Source organism: Ruegeria sp. C9, assembly GCF_056537585.1.
The window spans coordinates 345,303-371,340 of the sequence record NZ_JBQFRU010000002.1 but is presented as its reverse complement, the minus strand read 5'-3'; the positions used below and the strand labels follow the sequence as shown (position 1 = coordinate 371,340).

Annotated in this window: 22 protein-coding genes, 3 tRNA genes and 1 pseudogene; 14 read left to right on the top strand and 12 right to left on the bottom strand. The window is 55.7% G+C overall.

Going from position 1 to position 26,038, the window contains the following annotated elements; translation table 11 throughout:
• The first annotated feature begins 3 nt into the window (after positions 1–3).
• Positions 4–1,614: a glucose-6-phosphate isomerase gene (gene pgi, locus ACR0NE_RS06020; RefSeq protein ID WP_170595494.1), complete on the top strand. Its 1,611-nt coding sequence runs from the start codon at positions 4–6 to the stop codon at positions 1,612–1,614.
• Between the two features lie 106 nt (positions 1,615–1,720).
• Positions 1,721–3,340, top strand: a complete 1,620-nt coding sequence (locus tag ACR0NE_RS06015) for a long-chain-fatty-acid--CoA ligase (RefSeq protein WP_170596098.1) — start codon at positions 1,721–1,723, stop codon at positions 3,338–3,340.
• 18 nt (positions 3,341–3,358) lie between these two features.
• Here ACR0NE_RS06015 and ACR0NE_RS06010 read toward each other — a convergent pair.
• Positions 3,359–3,433: transfer RNA gene (locus ACR0NE_RS06010), tRNA-Asn, on the bottom strand.
• A 348-nt stretch (positions 3,434–3,781) separates the two neighbouring features.
• The gene (locus tag ACR0NE_RS06005; RefSeq protein WP_170402926.1) at positions 3,782–4,981 is read right to left on the bottom strand and encodes an ROK family transcriptional regulator; all 1,200 of its coding nucleotides are present in this window, start codon (positions 4,979–4,981) and stop codon (positions 3,782–3,784) included.
• Between the two features lie 186 nt (positions 4,982–5,167).
• Here ACR0NE_RS06005 and ACR0NE_RS06000 point away from each other — a divergent pair, with 186 nt between their 5' ends.
• The 5 genes from ACR0NE_RS06000 (at position 5,168) to fsa (ending at position 9,572) form a co-directional block, all read left to right on the top strand.
• A complete protein-coding gene (locus tag ACR0NE_RS06000; protein ID WP_170392952.1) occupies positions 5,168–6,187 on the top strand; it encodes a sugar ABC transporter substrate-binding protein in 1,020 nt (339 codons plus the stop codon).
• A 117-nt stretch (positions 6,188–6,304) separates the two neighbouring features.
• Positions 6,305–7,375 (top strand): ABC transporter permease, encoded by a 1,071-nt coding sequence (locus tag ACR0NE_RS05995; protein WP_170392953.1) that lies wholly within the window; start codon positions 6,305–6,307, stop codon positions 7,373–7,375.
• Complete coding sequence (locus ACR0NE_RS05990; protein WP_170402609.1) at positions 7,375–8,157, top strand: ATP-binding cassette domain-containing protein; 783 nt, start codon at positions 7,375–7,377, stop codon at positions 8,155–8,157. The genes ACR0NE_RS05995 and ACR0NE_RS05990 overlap by 1 nt, the downstream gene beginning before the upstream one ends.
• Complete coding sequence (locus ACR0NE_RS05985; protein ID WP_480459330.1) at positions 8,154–8,825, top strand: nucleoside/nucleotide kinase family protein; 672 nt, start codon at positions 8,154–8,156, stop codon at positions 8,823–8,825. Before ACR0NE_RS05990 ends, ACR0NE_RS05985 begins: the two co-directional genes overlap by 4 nt.
• Positions 8,826–8,918: 93 nt before the next feature.
• Positions 8,919–9,572, top strand: coding sequence for a fructose-6-phosphate aldolase (gene fsa, locus ACR0NE_RS05980; RefSeq protein WP_170465320.1), 654 nt, complete (start codon positions 8,919–8,921; stop codon positions 9,570–9,572).
• 750 nt (positions 9,573–10,322) lie between these two features.
• On the opposite strand, the gene ACR0NE_RS05975 is transcribed toward fsa, so the two are convergent.
• Both ACR0NE_RS05975 and ACR0NE_RS05970 read right to left on the bottom strand, forming a co-directional pair.
• Positions 10,323–10,397, bottom strand: a tRNA-Asn gene (locus ACR0NE_RS05975).
• Positions 10,398–10,470: 73 nt separating this feature from the next.
• Positions 10,471–11,385, bottom strand: a complete 915-nt coding sequence (locus tag ACR0NE_RS05970) for an MBL fold metallo-hydrolase (protein WP_170595496.1) — start codon at positions 11,383–11,385, stop codon at positions 10,471–10,473.
• Positions 11,386–11,429: 44 nt separating this feature from the next.
• On the opposite strand from ACR0NE_RS05970, the gene ACR0NE_RS05965 reads away from it, so the two are divergent.
• Positions 11,430–12,749, top strand: a complete 1,320-nt coding sequence (locus tag ACR0NE_RS05965) for an ATP-binding protein (protein WP_170595498.1) — start codon at positions 11,430–11,432, stop codon at positions 12,747–12,749.
• A 762-nt stretch (positions 12,750–13,511) separates the two neighbouring features.
• Positions 13,512–13,699: pseudogene (locus tag ACR0NE_RS05960) on the top strand (IS5/IS1182 family transposase); the annotation flags it as partial.
• A gap of 24 nt (positions 13,700–13,723) precedes the next feature.
• On the opposite strand, the gene ACR0NE_RS05955 reads toward ACR0NE_RS05960, so the two are convergent.
• Entirely contained in the window at positions 13,724–14,824 is a 1,101-nt protein-coding gene (locus tag ACR0NE_RS05955; protein WP_170595500.1) for a glycosyltransferase family protein, read from the bottom strand.
• A gap of 181 nt (positions 14,825–15,005) precedes the next feature.
• Positions 15,006–15,082, bottom strand: a tRNA-Ile gene (locus tag ACR0NE_RS05950).
• A 107-nt stretch (positions 15,083–15,189) separates the two neighbouring features.
• Between ACR0NE_RS05950 and purM the strand changes: the two genes are divergently transcribed.
• From purM to rnd, 3 genes are all read left to right on the top strand, one after another.
• Positions 15,190–16,236 (top strand): phosphoribosylformylglycinamidine cyclo-ligase, encoded by a 1,047-nt coding sequence (gene purM / locus ACR0NE_RS05945; protein WP_170596100.1) that lies wholly within the window; start codon positions 15,190–15,192, stop codon positions 16,234–16,236.
• Positions 16,233–16,829 (top strand): phosphoribosylglycinamide formyltransferase, encoded by a 597-nt coding sequence (purN, locus tag ACR0NE_RS05940; protein ID WP_170595502.1) that lies wholly within the window; start codon positions 16,233–16,235, stop codon positions 16,827–16,829. The genes purM and purN overlap by 4 nt, the downstream gene beginning before the upstream one ends.
• Before the next feature lie 110 nt (positions 16,830–16,939).
• Entirely contained in the window at positions 16,940–18,097 is a 1,158-nt protein-coding gene (rnd, locus tag ACR0NE_RS05935; RefSeq protein ID WP_170421839.1) for a ribonuclease D, read from the top strand.
• Here rnd and ACR0NE_RS05930 read toward each other — a convergent pair.
• Positions 18,094–18,618, bottom strand: a complete 525-nt coding sequence (locus ACR0NE_RS05930) for a hypothetical protein (RefSeq protein WP_170405998.1) — start codon at positions 18,616–18,618, stop codon at positions 18,094–18,096. The two genes, rnd and ACR0NE_RS05930, sit on opposite strands and share 4 nt — an antisense overlap.
• A 141-nt stretch (positions 18,619–18,759) precedes the next feature.
• On the opposite strand from ACR0NE_RS05930, the gene ACR0NE_RS05925 reads away from it, so the two are divergent.
• A complete protein-coding gene (locus tag ACR0NE_RS05925) occupies positions 18,760–19,170 on the top strand; it encodes a SufE family protein (protein WP_170595504.1) in 411 nt (136 codons plus the stop codon).
• Positions 19,171–19,173: 3 nt separating this feature from the next.
• Here ACR0NE_RS05925 and ACR0NE_RS05920 read toward each other — a convergent pair whose 3' ends face one another.
• Positions 19,174–19,839 (bottom strand): DUF1638 domain-containing protein, encoded by a 666-nt coding sequence (locus ACR0NE_RS05920; RefSeq protein ID WP_170595506.1) that lies wholly within the window; start codon positions 19,837–19,839, stop codon positions 19,174–19,176.
• A gap of 101 nt (positions 19,840–19,940) precedes the next feature.
• Positions 19,941–20,639 carry a corrinoid protein gene (locus ACR0NE_RS05915; protein ID WP_170392964.1) on the bottom strand — a complete coding sequence of 233 codons (699 nt, stop codon included), beginning with the start codon at positions 20,637–20,639 and terminating at the stop codon, positions 19,941–19,943.
• Between the two features lie 315 nt (positions 20,640–20,954).
• Between ACR0NE_RS05915 and ACR0NE_RS05910 the strand changes: the two genes are divergently transcribed.
• Positions 20,955–22,022: a PA0069 family radical SAM protein gene (locus ACR0NE_RS05910; protein WP_170595508.1), complete on the top strand. Its 1,068-nt coding sequence runs from the start codon at positions 20,955–20,957 to the stop codon at positions 22,020–22,022.
• 9 nt (positions 22,023–22,031) lie between these two features.
• On the opposite strand, the gene ACR0NE_RS05905 is transcribed toward ACR0NE_RS05910, so the two are convergent.
• The 3 genes from ACR0NE_RS05905 to gltX all read right to left on the bottom strand — a co-directional run bounded on the left by ACR0NE_RS05905 (position 22,032) and on the right by gltX (position 25,961).
• On the bottom strand, positions 22,032–22,973 hold the full coding sequence (locus ACR0NE_RS05905; protein ID WP_170510120.1) for an autotransporter domain-containing protein: 942 nt from the start codon (positions 22,971–22,973) through the stop codon (positions 22,032–22,034).
• A 171-nt stretch (positions 22,974–23,144) separates the two neighbouring features.
• Entirely contained in the window at positions 23,145–24,440 is a 1,296-nt protein-coding gene (gltA, locus tag ACR0NE_RS05900) for a citrate synthase (protein WP_170392967.1), read from the bottom strand.
• Between the two features lie 114 nt (positions 24,441–24,554).
• Positions 24,555–25,961: a glutamate--tRNA ligase gene (gene gltX, locus ACR0NE_RS05895; protein ID WP_170595510.1), complete on the bottom strand. Its 1,407-nt coding sequence runs from the start codon at positions 25,959–25,961 to the stop codon at positions 24,555–24,557.
• Positions 25,962–26,038: the final 77 nt, after the last annotated feature.

Sequence of the window (26,038 nt, the reverse complement as noted above, 5' to 3'; positions counted from 1 at the left end):
ACGATGCAGCTGGATCAATTGAACTCACTCGCAGCCACACAGACGGGCCGTCGGATACTCGATCTGTTTGACGCCGATCCAAACCGGGCGCAGGGTTTCTCTGCTTCGACCGGAGATCTGCTGTTTGACTATTCGAAGACACAAATCGACGAAGATATCCGCGCGGCACTGATCCAGCTTTGCGATCAAGTCGAATTGGCAGAGCGTCGGGCCGCGATGTTCTCCGGTGAAAAGATCAACGAAACCGAAGGCCGGGCTGTATTGCATACCGCGCTACGCAATCTCGACGGAGGCCCGGTCGAGGTCGATGGTCAGGATGTAATGCCGGACGTACTGGGCACTTTGCAGCGAATGCGCGTCTTTGCCGAAGAAGTGCGTGGCGGAGCGATCAAAGGGGCAGGGGGCGGCTTTACGGATGTTGTCAATATTGGCATCGGCGGCTCGGACCTTGGGCCGGTGATGGCGACGCATGCCTTGGCACCTTATCACGACGGGCCAAGGCTGCATTATGTCTCAAACGTGGATGGTGCGCATATTGCGGATACGCTGCGCCCGCTTGATCCGACACGGACTCTGGTGATTGTCGCGTCGAAGACCTTTACGACCATCGAGACGATGACCAATGCGCGCACGGCGCGGGCTTGGATGGTCGATGGTGGTGGTGATCCGGCGCGGCAATTCGCAGCGGTCTCCAGCGCTGTTGACAAGACTCAGGCCTTCGGGATTCCCGAGTCGCGGGTGTTTGGCTTCGCGGATTGGGTCGGCGGGCGGTACTCGGTCTGGGGGCCGGTCGGACTGCCGGTAATGATCGCCGTTGGCTCGAACGCGTTTGACGCGTTTCTGCGGGGCGGTCAGGCGATGGATCTGCACTTTCAATCCGCCGAATGGGCAGAAAATCTGCCAGTTATGCTGGCGCTTGTGGGGGTCTGGCATCGTCAGGTGCTTGGGCATGCCAGCCGCGCAGTTCTGCCATATGATCAGCGTCTGCTGCGCCTGCCTGCCTATTTCCAACAACTTGAGATGGAATCGAACGGTAAATCCGTCGCGATGGATGGCAGCGCGCTGACCATGCCTTCAGGACCGGTCGTCTGGGGCGAACCGGGCACCAATGGACAGCACGCCTTTTATCAGTTGATCCATCAGGGCACCGATGTGATCCCCTGCGAATTCATGGTGGCGGCAAACGGGCATGAGCCGGAACTGGCCCATCATCATCGCCTTCTATTGGCCAATTGCTTGGCCCAGTCCGAAGCGCTAATGCGGGGTCGGTCGCTTGATGTTGCGCGCGCACGCATGGCCGAAAAAGGCCTGACAGGCGACGAGTTGGAGCGTCAGGCACGCCATCGTGTGTTTTCGGGCGACCGCCCGTCAACCACGCTGATCTATCCGCAGCTTACCCCGTTTGTGCTGGGTCAAATCATTGCGCTTTATGAACACCGTGTGTTTGTCGAAGGCGTGCTGCTTGGAATCAACTCGTTCGATCAGTGGGGTGTTGAACTGGGCAAGGAACTGGCAACGTCTCTGGGACCGATCGTGGACGGTGAGGTTAGCGCCGAAGGCAAAGATGGCTCGACCTCGGCGCTGGTTGGATACGCATTGCGACATCGCGGTTGACGCGGCACCCTGCCGCACTCTCTTATTGTCAGACAATTGAATTCTTGGCAGGGTTGTTGCCAAGACATAACGGCGCGGCCAAGCGCTGACGATGGGAGGAATGTCCATGCTGGGACAGATGATGACGCAGCCTTTGCTGATTTCGTCGCTGATTGAACATGCTGAACGTTATCACGGGCAGACCGAGATCATCTCGGTCGAGACCGACGGAACCGTCACCGAGACCAACTGGTCCGGGATCGCGCAAAACGCCCGACGGATGGCTTCGGCGTTAGAGAAACTGGGGCTGCAACCGCAGGATCGCGTGGGCACGCTGGCCTGGAATAACCGCCGCCACCTTGAGATCTACTATGCAGTGTCCGGCGCGGGCTTTGTCTGCCACACGATAAACCCGCGTCTGTTTCCCGAACAACTAGCCTATATAATCAACCACGCGCAGGACCGGGTCCTGTTCTTCGATGCGACCTTCCTGCCTTTGGTCGCCGCGCTGCAAGAGCATCTGACCGAGGTGCAGTACTATGTGCTGATGGGTGCGCGGGACGAGGCTGCGCTGTCTCAGGTGCCGGGGTTGGTTTTTTATGACGAGCTGATTGAAACCGGCGATACAGACTACGGGTGGCCCAGCTTTGATGAAAACACTGCCTCCAGCCTCTGTTATACTTCGGGTACCACTGGGAACCCCAAAGGCGTTCTCTATTCCCACCGCTCTACAGTTCTGCACAGCTTCGCGTCGAACACGCGCGACGTAATCGGCTATTCCGCTATGGATGTGGTGATGCCGGTGGTGCCAATGTTCCACGTCAATGCTTGGGGCTCGCCCTATGCCAGCGCTATGTCTGGTTCGCGAATGGTGATGCCGGGGCCGGGATTGCATGGCGAGGCATTGGTCAATCTGATCGACACATATGGCGTCACGCTGGCGATGGGCGTACCGACCATTTGGCAAGGTCTGCTGGCCCATGCCGCGACATGCGGGACCAAGTTGAAAAGCCTCAATCGTACTGTAATCGGTGGTGCGGCATGCCCGCCCTCAATGATTGAAACGTTCCGCGAAACCTATGGCGTCGATACCGTCCACGCCTGGGGCATGAGCGAAATGAGCCCGCTGGGCACGACGAATTATCCGATGGCCAAACATCTGGACATGCCCATGGAAGCACAGCACAAGCTGCGCGAAAACCAAGGCCGCCCGCCCTTTGGGGTTGAACTAAAAATAGTCGATGATGATGGCAGAGATCTTCCCCATGACGGTGAAACGCAGGGCGATCTGATGGTGCGCGGCCATTGGGTGCTGGACAGCTACTTCCACATGCAGGATGAGGCCTTGTTGCAGGATGGCTGGTTCGCGACTGGCGACGTTGCCACACTGGACCCGGATGGGTACATGACCATCCGCGACCGATCGAAGGACATCATCAAATCGGGGGGTGAATGGATCAGCTCTGTCGAGTTGGAGAATATCGCGGTCGCACACCCTCAACTAGCGACGGCTGCCGTTGTGGGTGTGCCGCATCCGAAATGGGACGAACGCCCGCTCTTGGTAGCAGTGAAGGCCGAGGGCGAAGAACCGACCGAGCAGGATTTGTTGGCATTCTTCGACGGCAAAATCGCAAAATGGCAGGTACCCGACAAGGTCGTGTTCGTTGATGCCTTGCCCCTTAACGCGACCGGAAAGGTCCTGAAACGCACGTTGCGCTCGGATTTCAGTGATGCGCTGATGGGATAAGTGCCAGTCTGGGAAGAATGGCTCCGGCGGTAGGGATCGAACCTACGACCAATTGATTAACAGTCAACTGCTCTACCGCTGAGCTACGCCGGAACTGAGGGGCGTGTATCAACAGGTAAAGTGGAGGTCCAGATGCAAAAACGTTTTTTTGTGGGTGAAGTGCACGGCCTCTCATCTAATTCGGAGGCGACTCAGTGTGGACCTTCCCTAATAGCGTAGCCAACGGCCTATTTGAGCCCGCTTCGACCAATGCTGCGCGATGCTCCAATGACATCAATGCACAGAAAGCTGACGTCGGCCGCTTTCGAGGCGGCCTAAAGCAGTGCACTGTTACCCAATTGGATGGCTGCCTGCAGTTGAGTCAGAGCGGCCGTTCTAAGGCCCCCAAATTGAGTAGGAGCGGTTCTTACTTGATTAAGACTGCCCCCCTATGAGTTTCGACTACATCCCGGAAAGCCCAGCATTAGTGTTCAATAGAAACTGGCGGAAAATCGGGCTGCTTGCCGCCCCAATCCCGCGGGCGTTTTCCCCAACAGCCGCAGCTTCTACAACCGGAGGAATCAAACCGCGTTTATCTTGGTTGACTAGGTAACGACGAACCCGTGAGACCAACTCCTCCCGTATTTCAGATGGGAATGCGCCGTCGATAAAAATTGCCTCAAAGTCGATGACCGCGCAAATAGACAGCGCAGCTTTGGCCAGTTCCTGCGCAGTGGTACCGATCCATGGTTCGACATAGCGCGAAATGCTGCTCCAGTCCTGCGGCTTTTTCCACAAAATTCCCGGATCAACACCCGCTTCTATCAACCTGTCCTCGAGCAGGAACAGCGATGCAGTGTCAATCAGTTGCTGGCTTTCACCCAAAGGACCCGTCGTTCGCATGGCACCCAATGCACCGGCATTGCCTTGGTTGCCCTCAAATACGGTGCCATTCAATGCAACGCCTCCGCCAATCATTGAGCCTATGAAGAAATAAAAATAGTCTCGATACTCAGCCCCGCGGCCATAGAGGTGCTCCGCGTGACACGCGGCAGTAGCATCATTGACCACAAAGACCGGCAGTTCGCTGAACTTGGCCACCTCGGAAAAGAAGTTCACGTTTCTCCAGGACCTGAATTTCTGAGCCGCAAGCCCAGAAAGGTCGTGCCACTTCCACAGCTCGAACGGTGTTCCGATTCCAATCCCGCATACACGGTCCCGAAGTTTCTGGGGTTCATTGGCCAGAAGCTCTTCCAATCCTACCTCCAGAAACCCGAACACTGCTTCGGGTAGCGGGTAGTCATAAGTCGTCGAGAGCTGTTGGCGTGGCTTACCGGTGAAGTCGATCAAAAGAAGATCGGCGCTGCGGCGACCGATCTTCATTCCCACCGACAGAATGCCTTCGGGATTGAGCTCCATGGGGATCGAAGGTTTCCCAACTTTGCCCTTCAACGGCGTCCCACGTTTGAGAATCTCGTCCTTTTCGAGCTTACGCAGAATGATCGACACGGTCTGGGGTGACAGGCCCGTCAGCCGCGCGACGTCCGCCCCGGCAGCAGGTCCATGCCGTTGTAAAACCGTCAGAATGAGGCGTTCGTTATGATCACGAACACCGCTTTGGCTTACCCCGCCGGTTAGTATTTTCAACGCCTCTCTTTCCATAACCTTAAACATAAACACCTTGTTTTCTCATGAAAAGATACGTGGGCAAATTAATAAATAAACTTTATTTATTTATTGACACAGAGGCTAGAATCACGGTTTCTTGAACCGGACCTTCATTGGAGGATGGAGGCCCGCCTTGTCGCTATTCCGCGCGGGGCCACAACAATTTTCTGGGAGGACAACATGAGAAATCTACTCAAGCTCGCCGCATCCGCGACTGCGCTGACTTTGGCCGCTGCATCCGCGCAAGCGGCTGGTGAAACCGTCTGCCTGATTACCAAGACCGACACCAACCCCTTTTTCGTTAAGATGAAGGAAGGCGCAACCGCCAAGGCAGAAGAGCTGGGCATGACGCTCAAGGCGTTTGCCGGCAAGGTCGATGGCGACCATGAAACTCAGGTTCAGGCTATCGAGACATGTATTCTCGATGGCGCAAAAGGCATTCTGCTGACGGCATCCGACACCAGCTCGATCGTTCCTGCGGTTAAACAGGCGCGAGATGCAGGCGTTCTGGTCATTGCGCTGGATACGCCGCTGAGCCCGATTGACTCGGCGGATGCGACATTCGCGACGGACAACTACAAGGCCGGCCTTCTGATCGGTCAATGGGCCAAGGCCAAAATGGGCGACGCCGCAGCCGATGCCAAGATCGCGACGCTGGATCTGAACGTCAGTCAGCCGACAGTAGACGTTCTGCGCAATCAGGGTTTCCTCGACGGGTTCGGCGTGGACCTGGCGGACCCGAATGTCATCGGTGACGAAACCGATGCGCGTCTGGTTGGCAGTGACGTGACCGACGGCAATGAAGAAGGCGGGCGCCGCGCGATGGAAAACCTTCTGGCCAAGGATTCATCCATCAACGTTGTTCACACGATCAACGAACCGGCTGCTGCGGGCGCATATGAGGCGCTGAAATCCATCGGGCGTGAAAACGACGTACTGATCGTTTCGGTTGACGGGGGGTGCCCCGGCGTCCAAAACGTCGAAGCCGGTGTGATCGGGGCGACAAGCCAACAGTACCCGCTGTTGATGGCGTCGCTTGGCGTTGAGGCCGTGAAAAAATGGGCCGAAGAGGGCGTGAAGCCGGAAAACACACCCGGCAAAGACTTCTATGACACGGGCGTGGCGCTCATCACCGACCAGCCGGTTGATGGGGTCGAGTCGTTGTCTGTCGCAGAAGGCTTGGATCTCTGCTGGGGCTAAAGGCAGCCCTACAAGGTGAGGCGCGCCGCAGCGCCTCATCAATCCTTTCACCAGCAAACCTAAACTTCCTGTAAACTGATTTCGTGGACGCGATGCCAGCCACGAAAAGGGGGAGAGATGTCTGAAGCAAACCAAAACGCCCAGGAATTCGAAACCGCCGCCAACGCGTCAGAAACCGTAGCGGAATTTGAAGATCACCGGCGTGGTGTTCTGGGGAAGTTGCAGCATCTTCTCCATGTCAACCCTTCCTTTGTGCCGTTGATCGTTCTGGTCGGCGCCATCGTAATTTTCGGTCTGCTGCTGGGGTCCAAGTTCTTCTCCCCCTTTGCGATGACGCTGATCTTGCAGCAAGTTCAGATCGTGGGCATCGTGGCCGCAGCGCAAAGCCTTGTCATTCTGACCGCCGGCATCGACTTGAGCGTCGGTGCGATCATGGTGTTTTCATCCGTCATCATGGGTCAGTTCACCTTCCGCTACGGTATCCCCGTGCCCATTGCTGTGATGTGCGGGCTGGCAATGGGTACGCTGATCGGGGCTCTCAATGGCTGGCTGGTCAGTCGCGTAAAGCTGCCACCCTTTATTGTCACGCTCGGCATGTGGCAGATCGTTCTGGCGACAAACTTCCTGTATTCCGCAAACGAAACAATTCGCAGCCAGGATATCGAGGCCAACGCCCCGTTCCTGCAATTCTTTGGTACCAAATTCAGCATCGGTGGCGCGACCTTCACGGTTGGCGTGATATTCATGCTCGTTCTGATTTTCGTTCTGGCTTACGCGCTCAAACACACGGCCTGGGGCCGGCATGTCTATGCAGTGGGGGATGACCCTGAGGCGGCTGAACTATCCGGTGTGAACGTGCACAGAACGCTGATGTCCGTTTATATGTTATCCGGTTTGATCTGTGCCTTTGCGGGCTGGGCCTTGATCGGGCGCATCGGGTCGGTTTCACCTACATCCGGTCAGTTGGCCAATATCGAAAGCATCACCGCGGTTGTGATCGGGGGCATCTCTTTGTTTGGCGGGCGGGGATCCATCCTGGGATCGCTGTTTGGCGCGCTGATTGTTGGCGTGTTCACTTTGGGGCTTAGGCTTCTGGGCGCAGACGCACAATGGACCTTCTTACTTATCGGACTTCTCATTATCGCTGCGGTTGCCGTCGACCAGTGGATTAGAAAGGTATCGGGCTAATGTCAGACTCAACTCCAGTCGTCCAAGGCCGCGGGATCGTAAAGCGCTATGGCCACGTCACCGCCATCGACCATTCCGACTTTGAACTGCGCCAGGGGGAAATCCTGGCAGTGATCGGAGATAACGGCGCGGGCAAATCATCCATCGTGAAGGCGATCTGCGGCGCCACAATCCCGGATGAAGGCGAGATTCTGATCGAAGGCAAAAAGGTTAACTTCACCTCTCCGATCGATGCGCGGAATATGGGGATTGAGATTGTTTATCAGCAGCTCGCCATGTCTCCTGCCCTTTCGATTGCGGACAACATGTTCATGGGGCGCGAAATCCGCAAGCAGGGGTTCATGGGCAAATACATGCGTAAGCTTGACCGTCCAGCGATGGAGAAGTTTGCCCGTGAAAAACTGACCGAGCTTGGGCTGATGACTGTACAGTCGATCAATCAGGCGGTTGAGACTCTCTCTGGTGGCCAACGCCAAGGTGTTGCCGTTGCTCGTGCCGCTGCCTTTGCAACCAAGTTTATCATCATGGACGAACCGACGGCTGCTTTGGGCGTCAAGGAAAGCCGCAAGGTGCTTGAACTGATCCAGGACGTGCGTGCGCGTGGCATTCCGATCATCCTGATCAGCCACAACATGCCTCATGTTTTTGAGGTTGCCGACCGCATTCATGTGCATCGGTTGGGCAAAAGGCTCTGCACAATTGATCCCAAGGATTACACGATGTCCGATGCAGTCGCCTTCATGACCGGTGCCAAGGAACCCCCAAAAGAGGACGCAGCGTGATCGAGCAGGACGTACAGCGCGTCTGCGACCTGATCTCCTCCCGGCGGCAAGTTGGAGTCCGGACGATTATCGCAATCGCCGGCCCCCCTGCATCCGGTAAGTCGACCTTAGCGGAAGCCGTTGTGCAATCGCTGAACACACAACAGAGCTCGGCGGTTCCGTCAGCCACACTTGTACCAATGGATGGTTACCATTTGGACAACTGCGTGCTGGAAACGCGTGGATTGCTGGCGAGAAAAGGCGCGCCAGAGACTTTCGACGGGGTCGGGTTTTGCGCTGCAATCAGAGAGCTTCAAGTTACGCGCCACGAGTGCTTTCATCCCAAATTCGATCGCACAATGGACCTAGCTATTGCCAACGCCATTGCGGTTCACCCGGCAACTCCGGTCGTCGTCGTTGAGGGTAACTATCTTCTGATGGACAGCGACCCATGGAGAAACCTGACGGATGTTTATGCCGCGACGGTTTTTATCAGCCCAACTTTGGAAGAGCTTGAAAACAGGCTGCAACACCGCTGGATCAGCCATGGCTTTGACCCGCAAACCGCGCTGCAACGCGCAATAGCGAACGATCTGCCAAACGCTGAACGTGTCATCCGTGATAGCCGGAAAGCCGATCTTATACTGAGCCAGAACTACACTGAATTCGGGATGCGCAACGCATTCTGAATCTGCGCACTGGCTTCAGCCAACCCTTGATGCAGTGCCTCTAGGCAGCCTCAGGTGCAACCCAAGTCACCCCTTACGTAATGAGGAAACCTCATGAAATTCTTCGTGGACACCGCAGAAGTAAACGACATCAAAGACCTGATGGGCTTCGGATTATTGGATGGCGTGACCACCAATCCAAGCTTGATCGTCAAGTCCGGTCGCGATTTCAAAGAGGTCATTGCAGAAATTTGCACTCTGACGGATACGCCAGTATCGGCAGAGGTTGCAGCGTTGGATGCTGCGGGAATGATCGCAGAGGGAGTGCACCTCGCGGCGATCGCAGACAACGTCGTTGTCAAACTGCCGCTGACATTGGATGGCCTCAGGGCCTGTGCTCATTTCAAAAGTGAAGGTATCAGAACAAACGTCACACTGTGCTTTTCACCCAATCAGGCTCTCTTGGCGGCAAAGGCTGGCGCGACCTATGTATCTCCGTTCATTGGCAGATTGGATGACATCAATCTGGACGGAGTCAATCTGATCCGTGATATCCGTAGCATTTACGACAACTATAGTATTGAAACTGAAATCATTGCGGCATCCGTCAGAAGCCCCAATCATATTACAAAGGTGGCATTGGCCGGTTCCGACATCGCCACGATCCCGCCGTCCGTTATTCGCAAACTGATCATGCATCCATTGACCGATATCGGCATCGAGAAGTTTCTCAATGATTGGAATTCGACTGGGCAATCGATCCTTTGATGGATTGCCAACTCGATTGGGGAGGAGCGACCTGTCCCAAATGATTTACCTCTAAGCGGCACTGCTGCATTTTAAGAAATAAGGTCTCAAAGAGAGCCTTTCTGCTTTGTCAAGTACGTCGAGCTTTGTGGAAAACCGTCGTCACTCCTCACTATTGGCGGGATGAACACTAAGGCAACGGCAGACCAATATAAGGTCAACGGTAGGAAAATGGCTAGAGCAATCGGCGAGGTCGCGGCGAAATTCCGGTTTGACCTTGGCAGCCAGACGCCTTCATTTCATAGTGTCATCTTCCCGTAAACGTCCGCTTTCACTCCCGTGCCAATTACCTTTGGCGTCTCCAGGGAATAACAGCTTTCCGTCCTCCGTATTTGTTGCCTCGGTCGCAAAGTGCACAAAGCGGATGTTCCGCCGGAAAACTTTGACAGCAGCTTTGTCGGCAAAGTAGCCCTCCGCTCGGGCGAAAGTAAACGACCGGCTTCCTCGTTTCCAGATGTTCGCGAAAGGTGCCGCAAACATCAGCTTTGAGGTAGCCTATGATCGATTGATCTCGAATCAATTGACCTACCGATTTGCTCTGCCTGAAAATCAAGCAATAACAGGTGGTTGCTGGCTGAATGGTGGTTTTGCTGGGAGCTGTTGTCACTTCATTGCCACCTGATTCTTGGCAACAAACTGGCAACACGGCCCTACATTCCTTCCCCTAAATGCGAGGCTTTCCATTAAGTCTATGATCTAAATGGGGAAAATTGGCTCCGGCGGTAGGGATCGAACCTACGACCAATTGATTAACAGTCAACTGCTCTACCGCTGAGCTACGCCGGAACTGAGGGGCGTATAACAACCCGTATTTTCGGCGTCCAGAGGGGAAGCGCACGGGCCGCCAATTTTTTCCGATTCACGCGATGCGCTTGAAACGAGACGCAACTGACAGATCCCCCAAGGGCGCTACACGGGATCTGCCGGTCAGATCAACCAGATGGGCGAAGACATTACGCTCGGCCGCGGGAAGCAGCGCGGCGGGGGTTTCGATATAGATTCGCTGGGCAAGCTGTTGGGCCGTTTCAGGGCCATTTTCCAGGGCGTCGAGTATCTGTGATTCTCGCTGCAATCGGTGGTCTATCAGCCAATCCAGGCGTTTGTCAGGACCCGTAATGGGGGCACCATGCCCGGGGTGAAAAACCGACCAATTGCGCGCGCGCAGGCGGCGACAGGCTGCCATGAAATCCGTCAGGTCCCCGTCCGGGGGCGAGACCAGAGAGCTGGCCCAGCCCATGACGTGATCAGCCGTAAAGCAGACATCCCCCCAGGCCAACGCGATATGGTTGCCCAGATGGCCGGGTGTGTGGATCACTTCGAGTTGCCAGCCTTCTGCCGCGACGCGTTCACCGTCTTCAAGCTCGATATCAGGGCGGAAATCGGCATCGATTCCCTCACCACCTCCGGCAAGCCCGTTCTGGGCCAGCTCGGTCATGACTTCGCTGCGTCCAGCTTGCGGACCACCAAAAGCCAGAATCGGAGCGCCGGTGCGGGATGCGAGCGGGGCGGCCAAAGGCGAGTGATCCAGATGGGTGTGCGTAACAAATATGTGGCTGATCCGCTGCCCGGGTTCCAGCGCATCAACTATGGCTTGCATATGGGCACCACTCAATGGCCCAGGGTCGATGACAGCAATGTCCTCATCGCCCAGAAGGTAGGTATTCGTACCACGATAAGTCATTGGCGAGGGATTGGGCGCAAGAATGCGCCTAAGTCCCGGGGTGAGCACGGCAACCTGTCCAGGGAGAGGGTTGAAATCGTCGGGGGCTTGCATTCTGACCTCTTCCTCTTGCCCGGGCAGCCCGCTAGGTTTAGCGCATGTCGACCCAATGGCTCAAACCCTATATGCCGCGTAGCCTATATGCGCGTGCCGCACTCATTCTGGTACTGCCGGTCATTGTCGTGCTTTTGGTGGTGGCGATTGCCTTTTTGCAAAAACATCTTGAAGAAGTGACCGCCCAGATGACCCGCACGGCGGCGCGCGAGGTGACACTGGTGCTGGACGTGATGGAGGGTGCGGAAACCCAGCAGCAGGCATTGGCAGCTGCGCGGCAGGACTTGTCGGTCTTGAACATGACCGCCCGCTTTCTGCCGCCGAATGAAGAGCCGAAAAACAGTCCGCGTCGATGGTACGATTTCATTGCCCCGCAGGTGGATGCGGAAATGCGCAGCTTGTTGCCTGAAACCCAGTATGTGGCTCTGCCAAATGGACAGGAAGTGAGTCTTTTTCTGGCAACCAATCTGGGCATGCTTGAGCTAGAGTTTGATCGCCGACGCCTGTCGCCGACTGCACCGCATCAGCTGATTGTGACGATGGTGTTCTTTGCGGCTCTGATGACAACGATCTCGTTTCTCTACATGCGCAATCAGTTGCGCCCGATCACGCGCCTTGCGGACGCGGCGCAGGCCTTTGGTCGCGGGCGGGTCGTGCCTTATTCACCCGGTGGTGCAATCGAGGTACGCGCTGCGGGCAATGCCTTCGTTGACATGCGCGCCCGAATCGAGCGGCAGATTGAGCAGCGCACGCTCATGTTGTCGGGGGTCAGCCACGATCTGCGCACACCTCTGACGCGTCTGAAACTTGGATTAGCTATGTTGCCCGAGAACGAGGCCGCACCGTTGTTGCAAGACGTGGACGAGATGCAATCGCTGCTGGATGCATTCTTGGACTTCTCGCGTGGCGCTGCAGAGAGCGCACCCGAAGAGATTGAACCCGAAAATTGGCTGAGCCAAATCGTTGACGATGCACAGCGCGCGGGCCAGCACGTTGAACTAATCTCGGTCGAGGGACGTGGAACCGCAATGCTGCGCCCATCGGCCATGCGCAGGGCGGTAGAGAATCTGATTGGAAACGCGAATCGCTATGGTTCACGCGCCGAGGTCAGCCTTTCGATGACGCCAAAGTCACTACGCATTCGGGTTGAAGATGACGGCCCCGGTATCCCGATCGAACAACGCACCGAGGCCGTCAAACCCTTCACGCGACTTGATCCGGCGCGAAACCAGAATCAGGGCACCGGCGTGGGTTTGGGCCTTGCGATTGTTGCCGATATCGCCCGCGTACATGGTGGTATTCTGCGACTGGGCAGCAGCGAAAGGCTGGGCGGATTATGCGCGGATATCGTGATTGGACGGTGAATTGGTAGGCCCGGAGGGTCTGTCAGGAATTAAGTTTTGCCCTTTATTATCAACGTGGGTGTCCCAGGCTGGAATACCGCTTTGCTCAGCTTTCCAATCCATCCTGGCCTGTTTTGATGCCCCCATTCCAACCAGTCTCATCCGTTCAACCCTTTCAGTATTTGCCTGGGCGCGCTCGTGAATGGACATGATCTCGTATAGAGTAACTCCACGAAGGACGAGAAGGTGATGGATCGCCTTATGAATCATCGAGGGCTACTGGTGAGGGTCTCGTCAAAGTGAAAGAGCTGGGTAGTCGAGCAGTTCGTCTGAAGCGGCCGGCGAGGGCTGGTCGATAGCTGAAGTAGCCGGATCATCTATGGGAATATCGACAGCTAGCGGTGCTGTTCCTTCCGATCTGTCGACAATGCGTTTTGATGCCGAGGTTGCAGGATCCTGCGCTCTCAAGTTTCCAAAGCCAGAACATGGCGTATACCGGTCAACCATCCCGAATTATGGAGAGATGTCGCATGACAACGATTTACAAAGACGTCTCATTTAACATGCTCGTGCCGGATACGGACGAGGTGACAAGCGATCCACAGGATTTAAACGACGTTGCCAACAATGATGTCGTAGCTTTTGTGGGGCGTGATTACAAAAGTGTTGTCTGGCAACGATCAAGGTTCCTTATCGTGTACTGACCGAAACAAAACCGTGTCGTTTGACGAATCATGGGGAGGCTCACACCCACAAAATAATGGACAACCGCGAAGTTCTGCCGTCATCCCCATTCGGAAATCACGCAAGAATTGTGTTGCTGTCGACAGATCGCTATATTACGTTCGTAAATTGGGAGAACGTTGCTTCAGCAAGCCAAAGAATACCCACCGTGTCGACAATACCGTGGAATGCAACCTAGTCTTATCGACATCAAATCGATCCGTCTCTGGTTGCGCCACTTGTCAACACGACCAAACCAAACAGCGCTATTTCTAGAGAAAGCCAGCTCTCTCAAGCTTCTGACTTATTCGCTGTCCGGTTGATGTCGGCAAAAAATACCCCGTTCGCTCTGCAAGATAATTCTGCAAATCACTATGAAACGTATCCTCGGTACAAAGTCGCCAGAGAATGTCCAAAGCCTCCTCACTGTGGTCGTACGTTCCAGGATACGCAGAACCAAGTTGTTCGTCACGAACCGCATTTCGCCGGGTGACAATGGGGGTTTTGGTTGCCATTGCATCCAGCAGTTTCCCAGACCCCAAATAATCGCTGTCTGCGCACATTTGCCCAAGTGTCCCGCGGCAGGCTGCAAGCGCTCCGGGTACTTCTCCATAGGGAATGTGACCTAAGGACAATGCTGGCATGGGTAATGTTGTGCGGATGCTTCCAGCAAATGCGGCCAACGGATTAGTTGAAGAGCCAAGCCGTTCTCGGACAATGCTGAGGTTGTCGATCAACTCAATTGGAATTGTCTCTTTGGTAACACGCCCAAAGAATCCAAAAGACTTAGAACCAGTCATCTTTGCGTGCCAAATGAATTTCGACTTGGAAGAGATTGGTTGAAGAAAAAGGGGATCGATAGCTTGCTGGATGTTTAGGATCATATCGGGCAGCACGATCTTGTCGGGATACCATTTGGATAGTTTTTTTCGTACTGCAGCACTGGTGGAATGCTCATACAACAAATTCTGCCACGCCTCTGTCGTGACCACCAGAGCATCGGCTACACGAAAGGCTTCCGGGTCGTAAGGATATGCTAGCGTTATCTTAGGGTGGGGAAGGCTTTTGAACAACTCTGGGTTCGCCCGAACATAATACAGATCATAGTCGCGCGTCGGTGTTCTCAAGCCTCCCGGATCACCTATGATTCCGCGTTCCCAGTCAATGAGGACGTCGTTGTAGTAAACATCTGCAAAGCTGGAGAGACTTCGGTAGAATCGCATTTCGTTTATACGATCCCCAGACAAAGGCTCCATGACAGGGCGATCAAGAAATTGGCAGTAAATTTTGGGACGCTTGGAATTCACGCTGTCAGCCTGTTTTGTTTTGATTGGAATGAGGATGACGCTAACTGCCTCGCTCGGTTCAATCATACCCAACTATGCGGGTCAAGTCCGCGCATGATAGTTTGTGCTGACAAGTGTGACGGCGTATTGGCTGGCGAAATTTTTTTGTTGAAGCTCTGTCTTTTTTTGTCCCATTGGAATCACGTGAGGGTACTATCAATAGTTCTTGGGGCAATTTGGCGTTGATTTATATGGAAAATGGCGGTTTTGGTAGGCCCGGAGGGACTCGAACCCCCAACCAAAGCGTTATGAGCGCTCTGCTCTAACCAATTGAGCTACAGGCCCGCCTGAGGGCTTTGCCTATCACGATGGCAGCCCGCGTCAAGCCTGACCGTTGCAACATGGCCCACAATCGAATAACCCGCGCGCAAAGCACTCATGAGGGATTGGCCATGACAGCGGGCAAGAACGGAATCACCTATGCCGACGCAGGTGTGGATATCGATGCAGGCAACGCTCTGGTCGATCGGATCAAGCCTGCGGCCAAGCGCACCAACCGCTCGGGCGTGATGAGTGGGCTAGGCGGGTTTGGCGCTCTGTTCGACCTGAAAGCGGCTGGCTATAAAGACCCGGTTCTGGTGGGCGCAACCGATGGTGTGGGCACCAAGCTGCGGATCGCAATTGATACCGGCGTTGTCGATGGCGTGGGAATCGATCTGGTGGCGATGTGCGTCAACGATCTGATCTGCCAAGGTGCTGAGCCGCTGTTTTTCCTGGATTATTTTGCCACCGGTAAGCTGGACACCGATACTGCCGCGCGGATTATCGAAGGAATTGCCGAGGGGTGTGTCCAATCTGGCTGCGCCCTGATTGGTGGTGAAACCGCCGAGATGCCGGGTATGTACCCTGACGGCGATTTCGATCTGGCCGGTTTCTCGGTTGGCGCCATGGAACGCGGGACCGCATTGCCCGAGGGCGTTGAACAGGGTGATGTCCTGCTGGGGCTGGCTTCGAACGGGGTGCATTCCAACGGCTATTCGCTAGTGCGCAAGCTGGTCGAGATCTCGGGGTTGGGCTGGGAGGCAGAGTCGCCTTTCGGTGGCGGAACATTGGGTGAGGCTCTGCTGACCCCCACGCGGCTATATGTGAAACCAGCACTGCAAGCGATCCGGGCCGGCGGCGTTCACGCGCTTGCCCATATAACCGGTGGAGGCCTCACCGAAAATTTGCCACGAGTATTGCCCGAAGGGCTCGGGGCCGAGATTGATTTGAATGCTTGGGACTTGCCGCCTGTGTTCAAATGGATGGCCGAGACCGGTGGCATCGCCGAGTCCGAGATGTTGAAGACCTTCAACTGCGGCATCGGCATGATTGTTGTCTGCGCTGCAGATCAGGCAGATGATCTTACAACACTGCTTGCAGAGGCAGGCGAATCCGTTGCGCGCATCGGAACGGTCACCGCAGCGCCGGGTGTGGCCTATTCAGGCAAATTGCTGTGAGCCACAAGCGCGTCGCGATCCTGATCTCCGGGGGCGGATCGAACATGCTGTCGCTGGTCGACAGCATGAATGGCGATCATCCAGGCCGACCATGTCTGGTATTGTCGAACGACGCAAATGCCGGAGGGCTGAAGAAAGCTGCACAGCGCGGAATTCCGACCGCAGCCGTCGACCACAAGCCCTTTGGCAAAGATCGCGCTGCGTTTGAGGCAGAACTGCTTAAACCGCTTATGGCAGCCCAGCCGGATGTTGTCTGTCTTGCCGGTTTCATGCGTGTATTGACGGGTGAATTTGTATCGCGTTTCCAGGGCCGGATGCTGAACATCCACCCATCGCTTTTGCCTAAGTACAAGGGTTTGAACACCCATGCCCGCGCCATTGAAGCAGGCGACGCCGAACATGGCTGCACCGTTCACGAAGTTACTGCAGCATTGGATGACGGGCCGATTCTGGGCCAGGCGCGCGTGGGTGTACGGGTAGGGGACACGCCTGAGGAGCTCGCCGCCCGCGTGTTGACCTGGGAGCACAAACTCTACCCTGCCGTGCTTCGCCGTTCTTGTATGGGCAACAAAGACCCAGTTCTTCTGCCCTAACGCGGCGGGGTGATTTACACGCAAAGGTTATTCGTCTTATGGTCGCATATCGCTCGGGACGAGGACGGCACGGGCAGTCACAATAACCAAAAGCAAGAACAGCACCGCGCATGAAAACCCTGACGACGACGCAAGAGCTGGCCGCATTCTGCTCGGCTGCTGCACAATATCCTTATGTCACTGTAGATACCGAATTTCTGCGCGAACGGACCTATTATTCGAAACTCTGTCTGGTGCAGCTTGCGGTGCCATCGGAAGATGAAGACAGCGCCGTTCTGGTTGATCCATTGGCTGACGGCATGTCGCTGGAGCCTTTGTACCAGCTGTTCAGCGACGAAAGCGTGGTCAAGGTTTTCCACGCCGCGCGGCAGGATCTTGAAATTTTTTGGGTCGACGCGGGTGTCTTTCCGACTCCGTTGTTTGATACTCAGGTCGCTGCGATGGTCTGCGGTTTTGGTGAACAGGTTGGCTATGAAACTCTGGTCCGGAAGATCTGCAAGGAAGGGGTCGATAAAACTTCTCGCTTCACCGACTGGTCACGGCGCCCTCTGACGGATGCGCAGAAAACATACGCACTGGCAGATGTAACCCATCTTCGGAAAATCTATGAGCATCTGGCTGCAGAACTTAAGAAGTCGCGCCGGGATCACTGGGTCGCAGAAGAGCTTCGCATACTGACCCGACCCGAGACATATGACATTCGCCCGGAAGAGGCGTGGCGGCGGGTCAAAACGCGGACCAACTCTGCCAAGTTTCTGGCCGTGGTTCGAGAGCTGGCGCAGTTCCGTGAAGCCTATGCGCAAGAGAACAATGTGCCACGAAGCCGTGTGTTCAAAGACGATGCGTTGATCGAGATGGCCTCGACCAAGCCCAAGACGCCCTCTGATCTGGGCGGGTCGCGCTTGTTACTGCGCGAAGCGCGCAAAGGGGCGATCGCAGAAGGCATTCTGGAGGCGGTAAAACGGGGCGTAGGTTGCCCGCATGACCGGTTGCCGAAGATTGACAACAGCCGCGACAAGCTGAAGGTCAACCCGGCGCTTGCAGATTTGCTGCGCGTTCTTTTGAAATCAAAGACCGAAAGCGCAGGCGTTGCCGCAAAATTGATCGCCTCCAGCGCGGAACTGGATCAGATCGCTGCAGGCGAACGAGAAGTTCCCGCCATGTCCGGTTGGCGGTTCGAGGTTTTTGGCGAGGACGCGCTGAAGCTTTGCGAAGGCAAGATTGCTTTGGCCGCCAAGGGACAGGCCGTGCAAGTTGTCTCGCTTTAACGGCGACGAGATTCCAACGCGTTCTGCTGGCCCTTGACCCGAACCAGACGAATGCCTTCCAGTTCTTTCCGGCTTACATTGACGGCCTCTGAAACCATCCGCGACCGTTCGGTGCCCTGCGCAGTGGCGTAGTCCGGGTAATCCACGCGGAAGGTGAACTCCATAACGCCATTTTTGCTGAGTTCTTCGGATCTTACGCGCGCGAGCTGTGCGTTGAACGCACCCTGTCGAATGGCTGTGCCAGCCGCATAGATGATTGCGCCCGTCGAGGTTGGGTCGATCCGCAATTCGTTGATCACGGCGATTGGAACGCTGTTATCCTCGGCGTCCGGACGCTCGAACAGGCCTTTTTTGTCGGCATTTTCGGGAACCAAGGCATTAGCGTCATCGGCTGATACTTCGGATGGGCTGGGTGTGCTGCTGCCAAACCAGTTCGATGGATTCGCGCTTGAGTTGCTCCAGTTGCTACAAGCGGACAGAGCCATTGTGGAGATCATCAGAACAGGCAGAGTTTTGTGCATGGACCCAGTACTTTGTGCAACTTTACCTGCATCGGGTTAACGCAAATTCGATCGTTTGAAAAGCCACGCTGGGGACTGGACAGTTGGTAGCGCTGAGCATAGTTCACAATTGTGAATGCGTAATGCAAGGACGGACCCGATATGGCAACGCCAGCCTTCGAAGAGATAGTCGAGGATTTCGAGTTCCTGGAGGACTGGGAAGACCGCTATCGCCATGTGATCGAGCAGGGCAAAGCGATGGAGCCTCTGGATGATGCATTCAAAGTCCCTGCGACCAAGGTGAATGGTTGCGCCAGTCAGGTCTGGCTGCATCCAACCATTGAGGGCGGTCAATTCCGCTTTGACGGTGACAGCGATGCCCTGATTGTTCGGGGCCTGATTGCGGTTCTGCGTAGCCTGTATAACGGCTTGCCGGTGGCCGAGGTGCCCGGTGTTGATGCCGGTGGAGAACTCGCGCGTCTGGGGTTGCAGGATCATTTGTCTGCCCAACGTTCAAACGGGTTACGCGCTATGATAGAACGTATTCGCGAAGTGGCATTGGCAAGCGCCTGACTTTTAGGTGGATTTGCGCGCTGCCCAGTCAGCAAGCGTGGTTTCCAAATCGCCATAGCCGGTTTGCCGACGCTCGAACTCCAGCCCCATCCGATCAGCGCACTCCTGCGCGCGACGGGTCAAGTCGGGATCATCGGTTTGCGCCTGATAAACGAGCTTGGTGTAATTGCCGAAATACATCTCACGCAATTCAGGATGCCGGTCCAGACCCAGCGGTTTCCAGACAAACGCATCAAACTGCCGCGCAAGGAAATCTGTCAGATAAAAAGCGGTGGTTTCATCGTCGCCATGCGCGGCAAAGGCCAAATTGCCCTCGAAGAAAGAATAGCAATGGGGCCCTTGGATCATCTCGACCCCCAGCCGCTCGCATGCTGCCTGTAACAAGCCACCGGTTCCACAATCGGCATAGACAACGTAGATGCGGTCGTATGAGCCCCGATGCTTGGCAACCGCATCCTCGACCGCCTGTGTGATCTTTTCCGGGTGCACATGCAAAATGGCGGGCAGGCAAGTCAGGGCCATGTGATCCCAGCCGTTCCGTTCTTTCAGGTCCAGAATCTCGCGGGCCAGTGCACCGCATGCGATCAGAAGAATCGACTCGGCGCTGTGCGGTGCGACATAGCCTTGACGGGTCAGGCTGTCATCGTCTGGGATCTGTGAGCCGGTCATCTGATCTCTCTGGCTGGTCTTTAGCTATATATGTGCCCGAGGTTCGGACAAAAAAGGCCGCCCCAAAAAGGACGGCCTGTCTAACGATATGATCTCGCGCCTTAGCCGGCCAGTTGGTTGTGCTTGCGCGACATGAAGTCCTTGGCCATTTCCACCGCCACGGCTGCGTCGCGGCAATAGCCGTCAGCGCCGATCGCCTTGCCGAACTCTTCGTTCAGCGGAGCGCCGCCAACCAGAACGGTGTACTCATCACGCAGGCCTTGTTCGACCAACGTGTCGATTACGACCTTCATATAAGGCATCGTCGTCGTCAGCAGAGCGGACATGCCCAGAATGTCGGGCTGTTCGTTTTCCAGCGCTTCGAGGTAGTTCTCGACCGGGTTGTTGATGCCGATATCGACAACTTCGAACCCGGCGCCTTCCATCATCATCGCAACAAGGTTCTTGCCGATGTCATGGATGTCACCCTTTACGGTGCCGATCACCATCTTGCCAACGCGCGGAGCACCAGTTTCAGCCAGCAGAGGCTTCAGGATCGCCATACCGCCTTTCATGGCGTTGGCCGCCAGCAGAACCTCAGGCACGAACAGGATGCCGTCGCGGAAGTCATGGCCGACAATTGTCATGCCGCCAACCAGCGCTTTGGTCAGGATGTCATAGGGTTGCCATCCGCGCTCGAGCAGGATGTTCACACCTTCTTCGATCTCTTCCTTCAGGCCGTCATAAAGGTCATCGAACATCTGTTCGACGAGTTCGTCGTCATTCAGTTCGGACAGGACGATGTCTTCTTCATCAGACATGGGTATTTCCCTGAGCTGTGCGGGCCTGCGGCCCGTGGTGGCATTTTCACCGTTTTGGCCATTTCGTCGCAGGTCTACTGTGACGATTGCGACCTAGGTCGTTCTGAGACCGACCTATAGGCCGAATATTCGCACTCAGCGACATCGAATTTTGCAAGATCATCCTGCATTGGTTTCATTAGCCACGGTAAATTCACCCGCAGTCTAATGCGTCGCCGGTTTCGAGCATCTGATGATTTTTGGGAATCGAAACATGAATCTTGCCAGTGAAACTGGTTTTAATTACATCTAGTGATAGGAACAAAAGGCGAACAAATGACTGCTGCCATCAAAAGCCCTGGGCGCGGAGCAACCTCAAACGAAGCAGGTCGATTCGAGAGGTTTACAACCGAGTTGACCGAAGATGGCTGGGATTTGCCAGACGAACTGCCCCCTTTGCGGACCGAAGTTCGGGAAGAAATGGCGCGCAATCTGATTACCTATAACAAGTCGCCGGACCTACCTTTTGACAGATCCATAAACCCATATCGGGGCTGCGAGCATGGATGCGTGTATTGCTTTGCTCGGCCAACGCATGCGTATCTGGGGCTGTCTCCGGGTTTGGATTTCGAAACCCGCCTTGTTGCGCGACCCAATGCGGCTGAGCTATTGCGTCGCGAACTCTCGGCACGTTCTTACAAGGTGGCCACGATTGCACTGGGCACCAACACCGATCCTTATCAACCGATCGAAAAAAACCGCAAGATAACAAGAAGCTGTCTAAAGGTTCTGAGAGATTTTCAACATCCGGTCGGTATTGTGACCAAGGGGGCTCTGATCGAGCGTGATCTTGATATTCTGGCACCGATGGCCCGCAATGGCCTTGTCCGGGTTGGCATTTCGCTGACCACATTGGACCGGGATCTTTCCCGGCGGATGGAACCACGAGCACCTTCGCCGCAGCGCAGGCTCGGAATGATCCGCAACCTGACCGAGGCTGGCGTGCCAGTGCGCGTTATGACGTCTCCGGTGATTCCCGGTTTAACCGATCATGAATTGGAAAACCTGTTGGAGGCCGGAAAGCAGGCTGGCGCCGATGCTGCAAGCTGGATCATGCTGCGGCTACCGCGTGAAGTATCCGGGCTTTGGCGCGAGTGGCTGATCGAACATCAGCCGGGCAGGGCTGAGAAGGTGATGGCACGGCTGCGCGAAATGCATGGGGGTAGGGAATATGACCCCCGGTGGGGCCACCGCATGCGGGGCGAGGGGACCTATGCCGAGATGATTGCGCAACGGTTCAAGGCCGCAGTCAAACGTCTCGGGCTGTCGACAGACATGCCGCCACTGAACTGTGCGGCGTTTGCACCTCCACCCCAGCCCGGTGATCAACTGGCTTTGTTTTAAAGCCTTGGTTCAGAAACTAATGCCAATACCGGCCGAGAAGCCGTTGACGGTATCGCTGCCGTAGTAGCGGACCATAAACCGTGTCGTTGATACCCAAGGCACCCATGTGTCGGACAGATCAACCTCGATCCCGCCACCTACGCGGGCCAGCCAGTCGGTGCCCAATACAAGTGACTGATCCCCGATCAGATAGGACAGGGACAGATCGCCCACCCAGCGGACCGGGCGACCGAACATGCGTTTTCCAGTTGGAAAGCGGTAGCGTGACCACAGAACTGCATTTGCGGCAGTTGATTCAACCAGCAGGTCCTCGTTGTCTCCGATAGGCCAGTATTCGATATGGGTATAGCGCAGGCTTGCCTCGAATTCCCGGTCGTTGGACAGGGCTTTCTCGTACGAGACCGTCATCGATCCGCCTGCGCCACCAGCCCAGATGCCGCCGCTTTCGAGAAAGTCTCGATCAAGCCCCAGGCGGTTGGCGATGGCTTGCGCACCGACAGATGCGTCGGATTGCGTACGTCCGACCGAGATATGGGCCATCGGGGTCATTTTCCAATACTCGCCGATGTCGAACTGATAGCCGACACCGCCGGTCAGGGCGAGGCTGGTCCATTTCAGCGGAATACGCGTGGTATCTCCGGTGCCGCTGAAGGTCAGAACGGGGTCATAGCGCGCGTAGCCTATATAGCCCTCAAGATAGATCGGCACGCCCTCAGCAAGGCGAAACCCGCCGCCCAGCTGGGCGGATTTGAAATCGTAGTCGCGATTGTCTGTATTTGACTGCAGCGAGATTGCGCTGGCAGAATCGTCCGGGATGCCTGCTAGCCCTAAGATTGCCAGCGACCCGGCGGCGTTTTCCTGCTGCTGCTTCTCAAAAGCACGTTCCAGCACGCTTTGAGCGGATGCCGATTGCGCAAGTAGCAACATAATGAACAAGAGGATTAAACGCATGAGAACCAAACACTATTCGCCGGACGCGGCAACATTAGGCGGACTGAGGCAGTGCGGAAAGATGCATCGAAACAGTCATTTACGTTTGGTTTCGAACGGTCTCATTTTGGTAACGCTACGGAAAAAAAGACCCCGGATAACCGGGGTCTTAACATCGATATTGTGTGTGGATCAGCGGTTTTCGATGTCCACGTAATCGCGGTTGGTCGCGCCCAGATAAAGCTGACGTGGGCGTCCGATCTTATTCTGTGGATCGGCAATCATTTCTTTCCACTGGCTAACCCAGCCAACGGTGCGTGACAACGCGAAGATTGGCGTGAACATCGAGGTCGGGAAGCCCATCGCTTCCATCACGATGCCCGAATAAAAGTCGACATTCGGGAACAGTTTCTTTTCGATGAAATACGGATCTTCCAGAGCCTGTTTTTCCAGCGCCTTCGCGACCTGTAGTTTGGGATTGTTTTCTACGCCCAGCAGGTCAAGTACTTCGTCTGCCGATTGCTTCATCACTTTCGCGCGTGGATCGAAGTTCTTGTAGACGCGGTGGCCAAAGCCCATCAGACGGAACGGGTCATCTTTGTCTTTGGCGCGCTCGATAAACTCGGGGATGCGGTCCACGCTGCCAATCTCTTCCAGCATTTCAAGGCAAGCCTGGTTCGCACCACCATGGGCCGGACCCCAGAGACAGGCGATACCGGCCGCGATACAGGCGAATGGGTTTGCACCCGAAGAAGATGCCAGACGCACCGTCGAAGTCGAGGCGTTCTGTTCGTGATCCGCCTGCAGCATGAAGATACGATCCATGGCGCGTGCCAGAATCGGGTTCACCTCGTAATCTTCGGCAGGAACGGCAAAACACATGCGCAGGAAGTTTGACGCATAGTCCAGGTCGTTGCGCGGATACACGAACGGCTGACCAATATGGTATTTGTAGGCCCAGGCCGCGATGGTCGGCATTTTTGCGATCAAACGGTGCGAAGCTACTTCACGCTGACGCGGGTCCGCGATGTCGGTCGAATCGTGATAGAACGCGGACATGGCACCAACCACACCCACCATGATGGCCATCGGATGCGCATCCCGGCGGAAGCCGCGATAGAAATACTGCATCTGCTCGTGCAGCATCGTGTGCCGGGTGATTGTGGTCTCGAAGTTCTCCAGATCCTTCGCCGAAGGCAGCTCGCCATACAGCAGCAGATAGCTGAGTTCGAGGAAATGCGACTTCGAGGCGATCTGTTCGATCGGATAACCGCGATGCAGCAACTCACCCTTGTCACCGTCGATGAATGTAATGGTGCTGTCACAGCTTGCGGTGGACGTGAAACCCGGATCATAAGTAAAGACGCCAGCCTGACCATAGAGCTTGCGAATATCGATCACATCGGGCCCAGCGGTCGGAGAAAACACCGGCAGATCATAGCTTTCGCCGTGGACAGTCAGTTTGGCTGATTTTTTGCTCTCGGTCATGTTTGTCCCTTCTTCATTCGTGCGCATGCCGGATCGCTGTCCGACAAAGCAGGCAACGACTGCGATCCGTCGCGCAGTCCGTTCTTAGCGGAGCAGCGTTACCCTTATGTGAAATCAGGCCGGGTTCGCTGCATCAGAAAGCCGCGCCAGGGTTTCATCGCGCCCAAGCACAAGCATCATGTCAAATACCGAAGGTGTAACTGCCCGGCCCGCTAGTGCCGCCCGCAGCGGACCAGCCAATTTGCCGAACTTAACCCCATTCGCCTCTGCGAACGAATTCAGGGTCTCCTCCAGTTCGTTCCGGGACCAGCTAGCATTTTGCAGCTGCGGCGTCAATTCTTTCAGTATACCGTCGGATACAGATGCCAGCGCCTTTGCGGCCTTTTCATCTGGCTGGATAGGTCGCGACGTAAGCACAAAATGAGCTTTTTCAATGAGTTCCGGGAACGTGCGTGCGCGGTCCTTGAGGCAATACATCGCACGGATCAAATCACTGGATTGTGTTTCGGAAAGCGGCGGCAAACCAGCTGACTTCAGATATCCCTGAATTTCATGCTGCAGCGCGGCATCTCCCCCGACGGCAATATGTTGTCCACAAAGGTTTTCAAGCTTCTTCACATCAAACCGCGCCGGGCTTTTGCCAATGCCATCCAGATCGAACCACTCTTTAGCTTGGGCATCGGTAAAGAACTCATCATCCCCATGGCTCCAGCCCAGCCGAGCCAGATAGTTGCGCATTCCGGATGCCGGATATCCCATGGCCTTATATTCTTGCGCCCCCAACGCACCGTGACGTTTGCTGAGCTTTTTCCCATCGGGTCCATGGATCAAAGGGATATGCGCCCAGACTGGTACATCCCAACCCATCGCCTCGTAGATCATCATCTGACGGGCGGCGTTGTTGAGGTGATCGTCGCCCCGGATCACATGAGTCACGCCCATATCATGATCGTCAACCACAACGGCCAGCATATAGACCGGAGTCCCATCCGAACGCAGCAGGATCATGTCATCCAACTGATCGTTGCGAATGGTGACATCGCCCTGCACCTGATCGCGGATCACAGTGGCACCGTCTTGCGGAGCCTTGATGCGGATCACGTAAGGTGCGTCGGGATGTGTGGCAGGGTCAGCCTCGCGCCACGGGCTGCGAAACAGGGTCGACTGCCCCTCGGCCCGCGCCTGTTCACGGAATGCAGCGATTTCTTCCTGCGTCGAAAAGCACTTGTATGCCTTGCCGTCGGACAGCAATTGATGCGCGACCTCTGCATGTCGAGGGGCACCCTCGAATTGGCTGACGACCTCACCGTCATGATCAAGCCCTAGCCAGTCCATGCCTTGCAGTATGGCCGCTGTTGCTTCCGGCGTGGAACGTTCCCGATCGGTATCCTCGATCCGCAACAGGAACTTGCCGCCGCGACCCCGCGCATAAAGCCAGTTGAACAGCGCAGTGCGGGCGCCACCGATATGCAGAAATCCGGTGGGAGAGGGGGCAAAACGGGTGACGACCTGATCGGACATGGTGTGGATTAACCTTTTGGTAACCTTAGCGGGCATAGTTTGGCGACTATCTACCCAGCCCGAAGGACGGGGGCAAC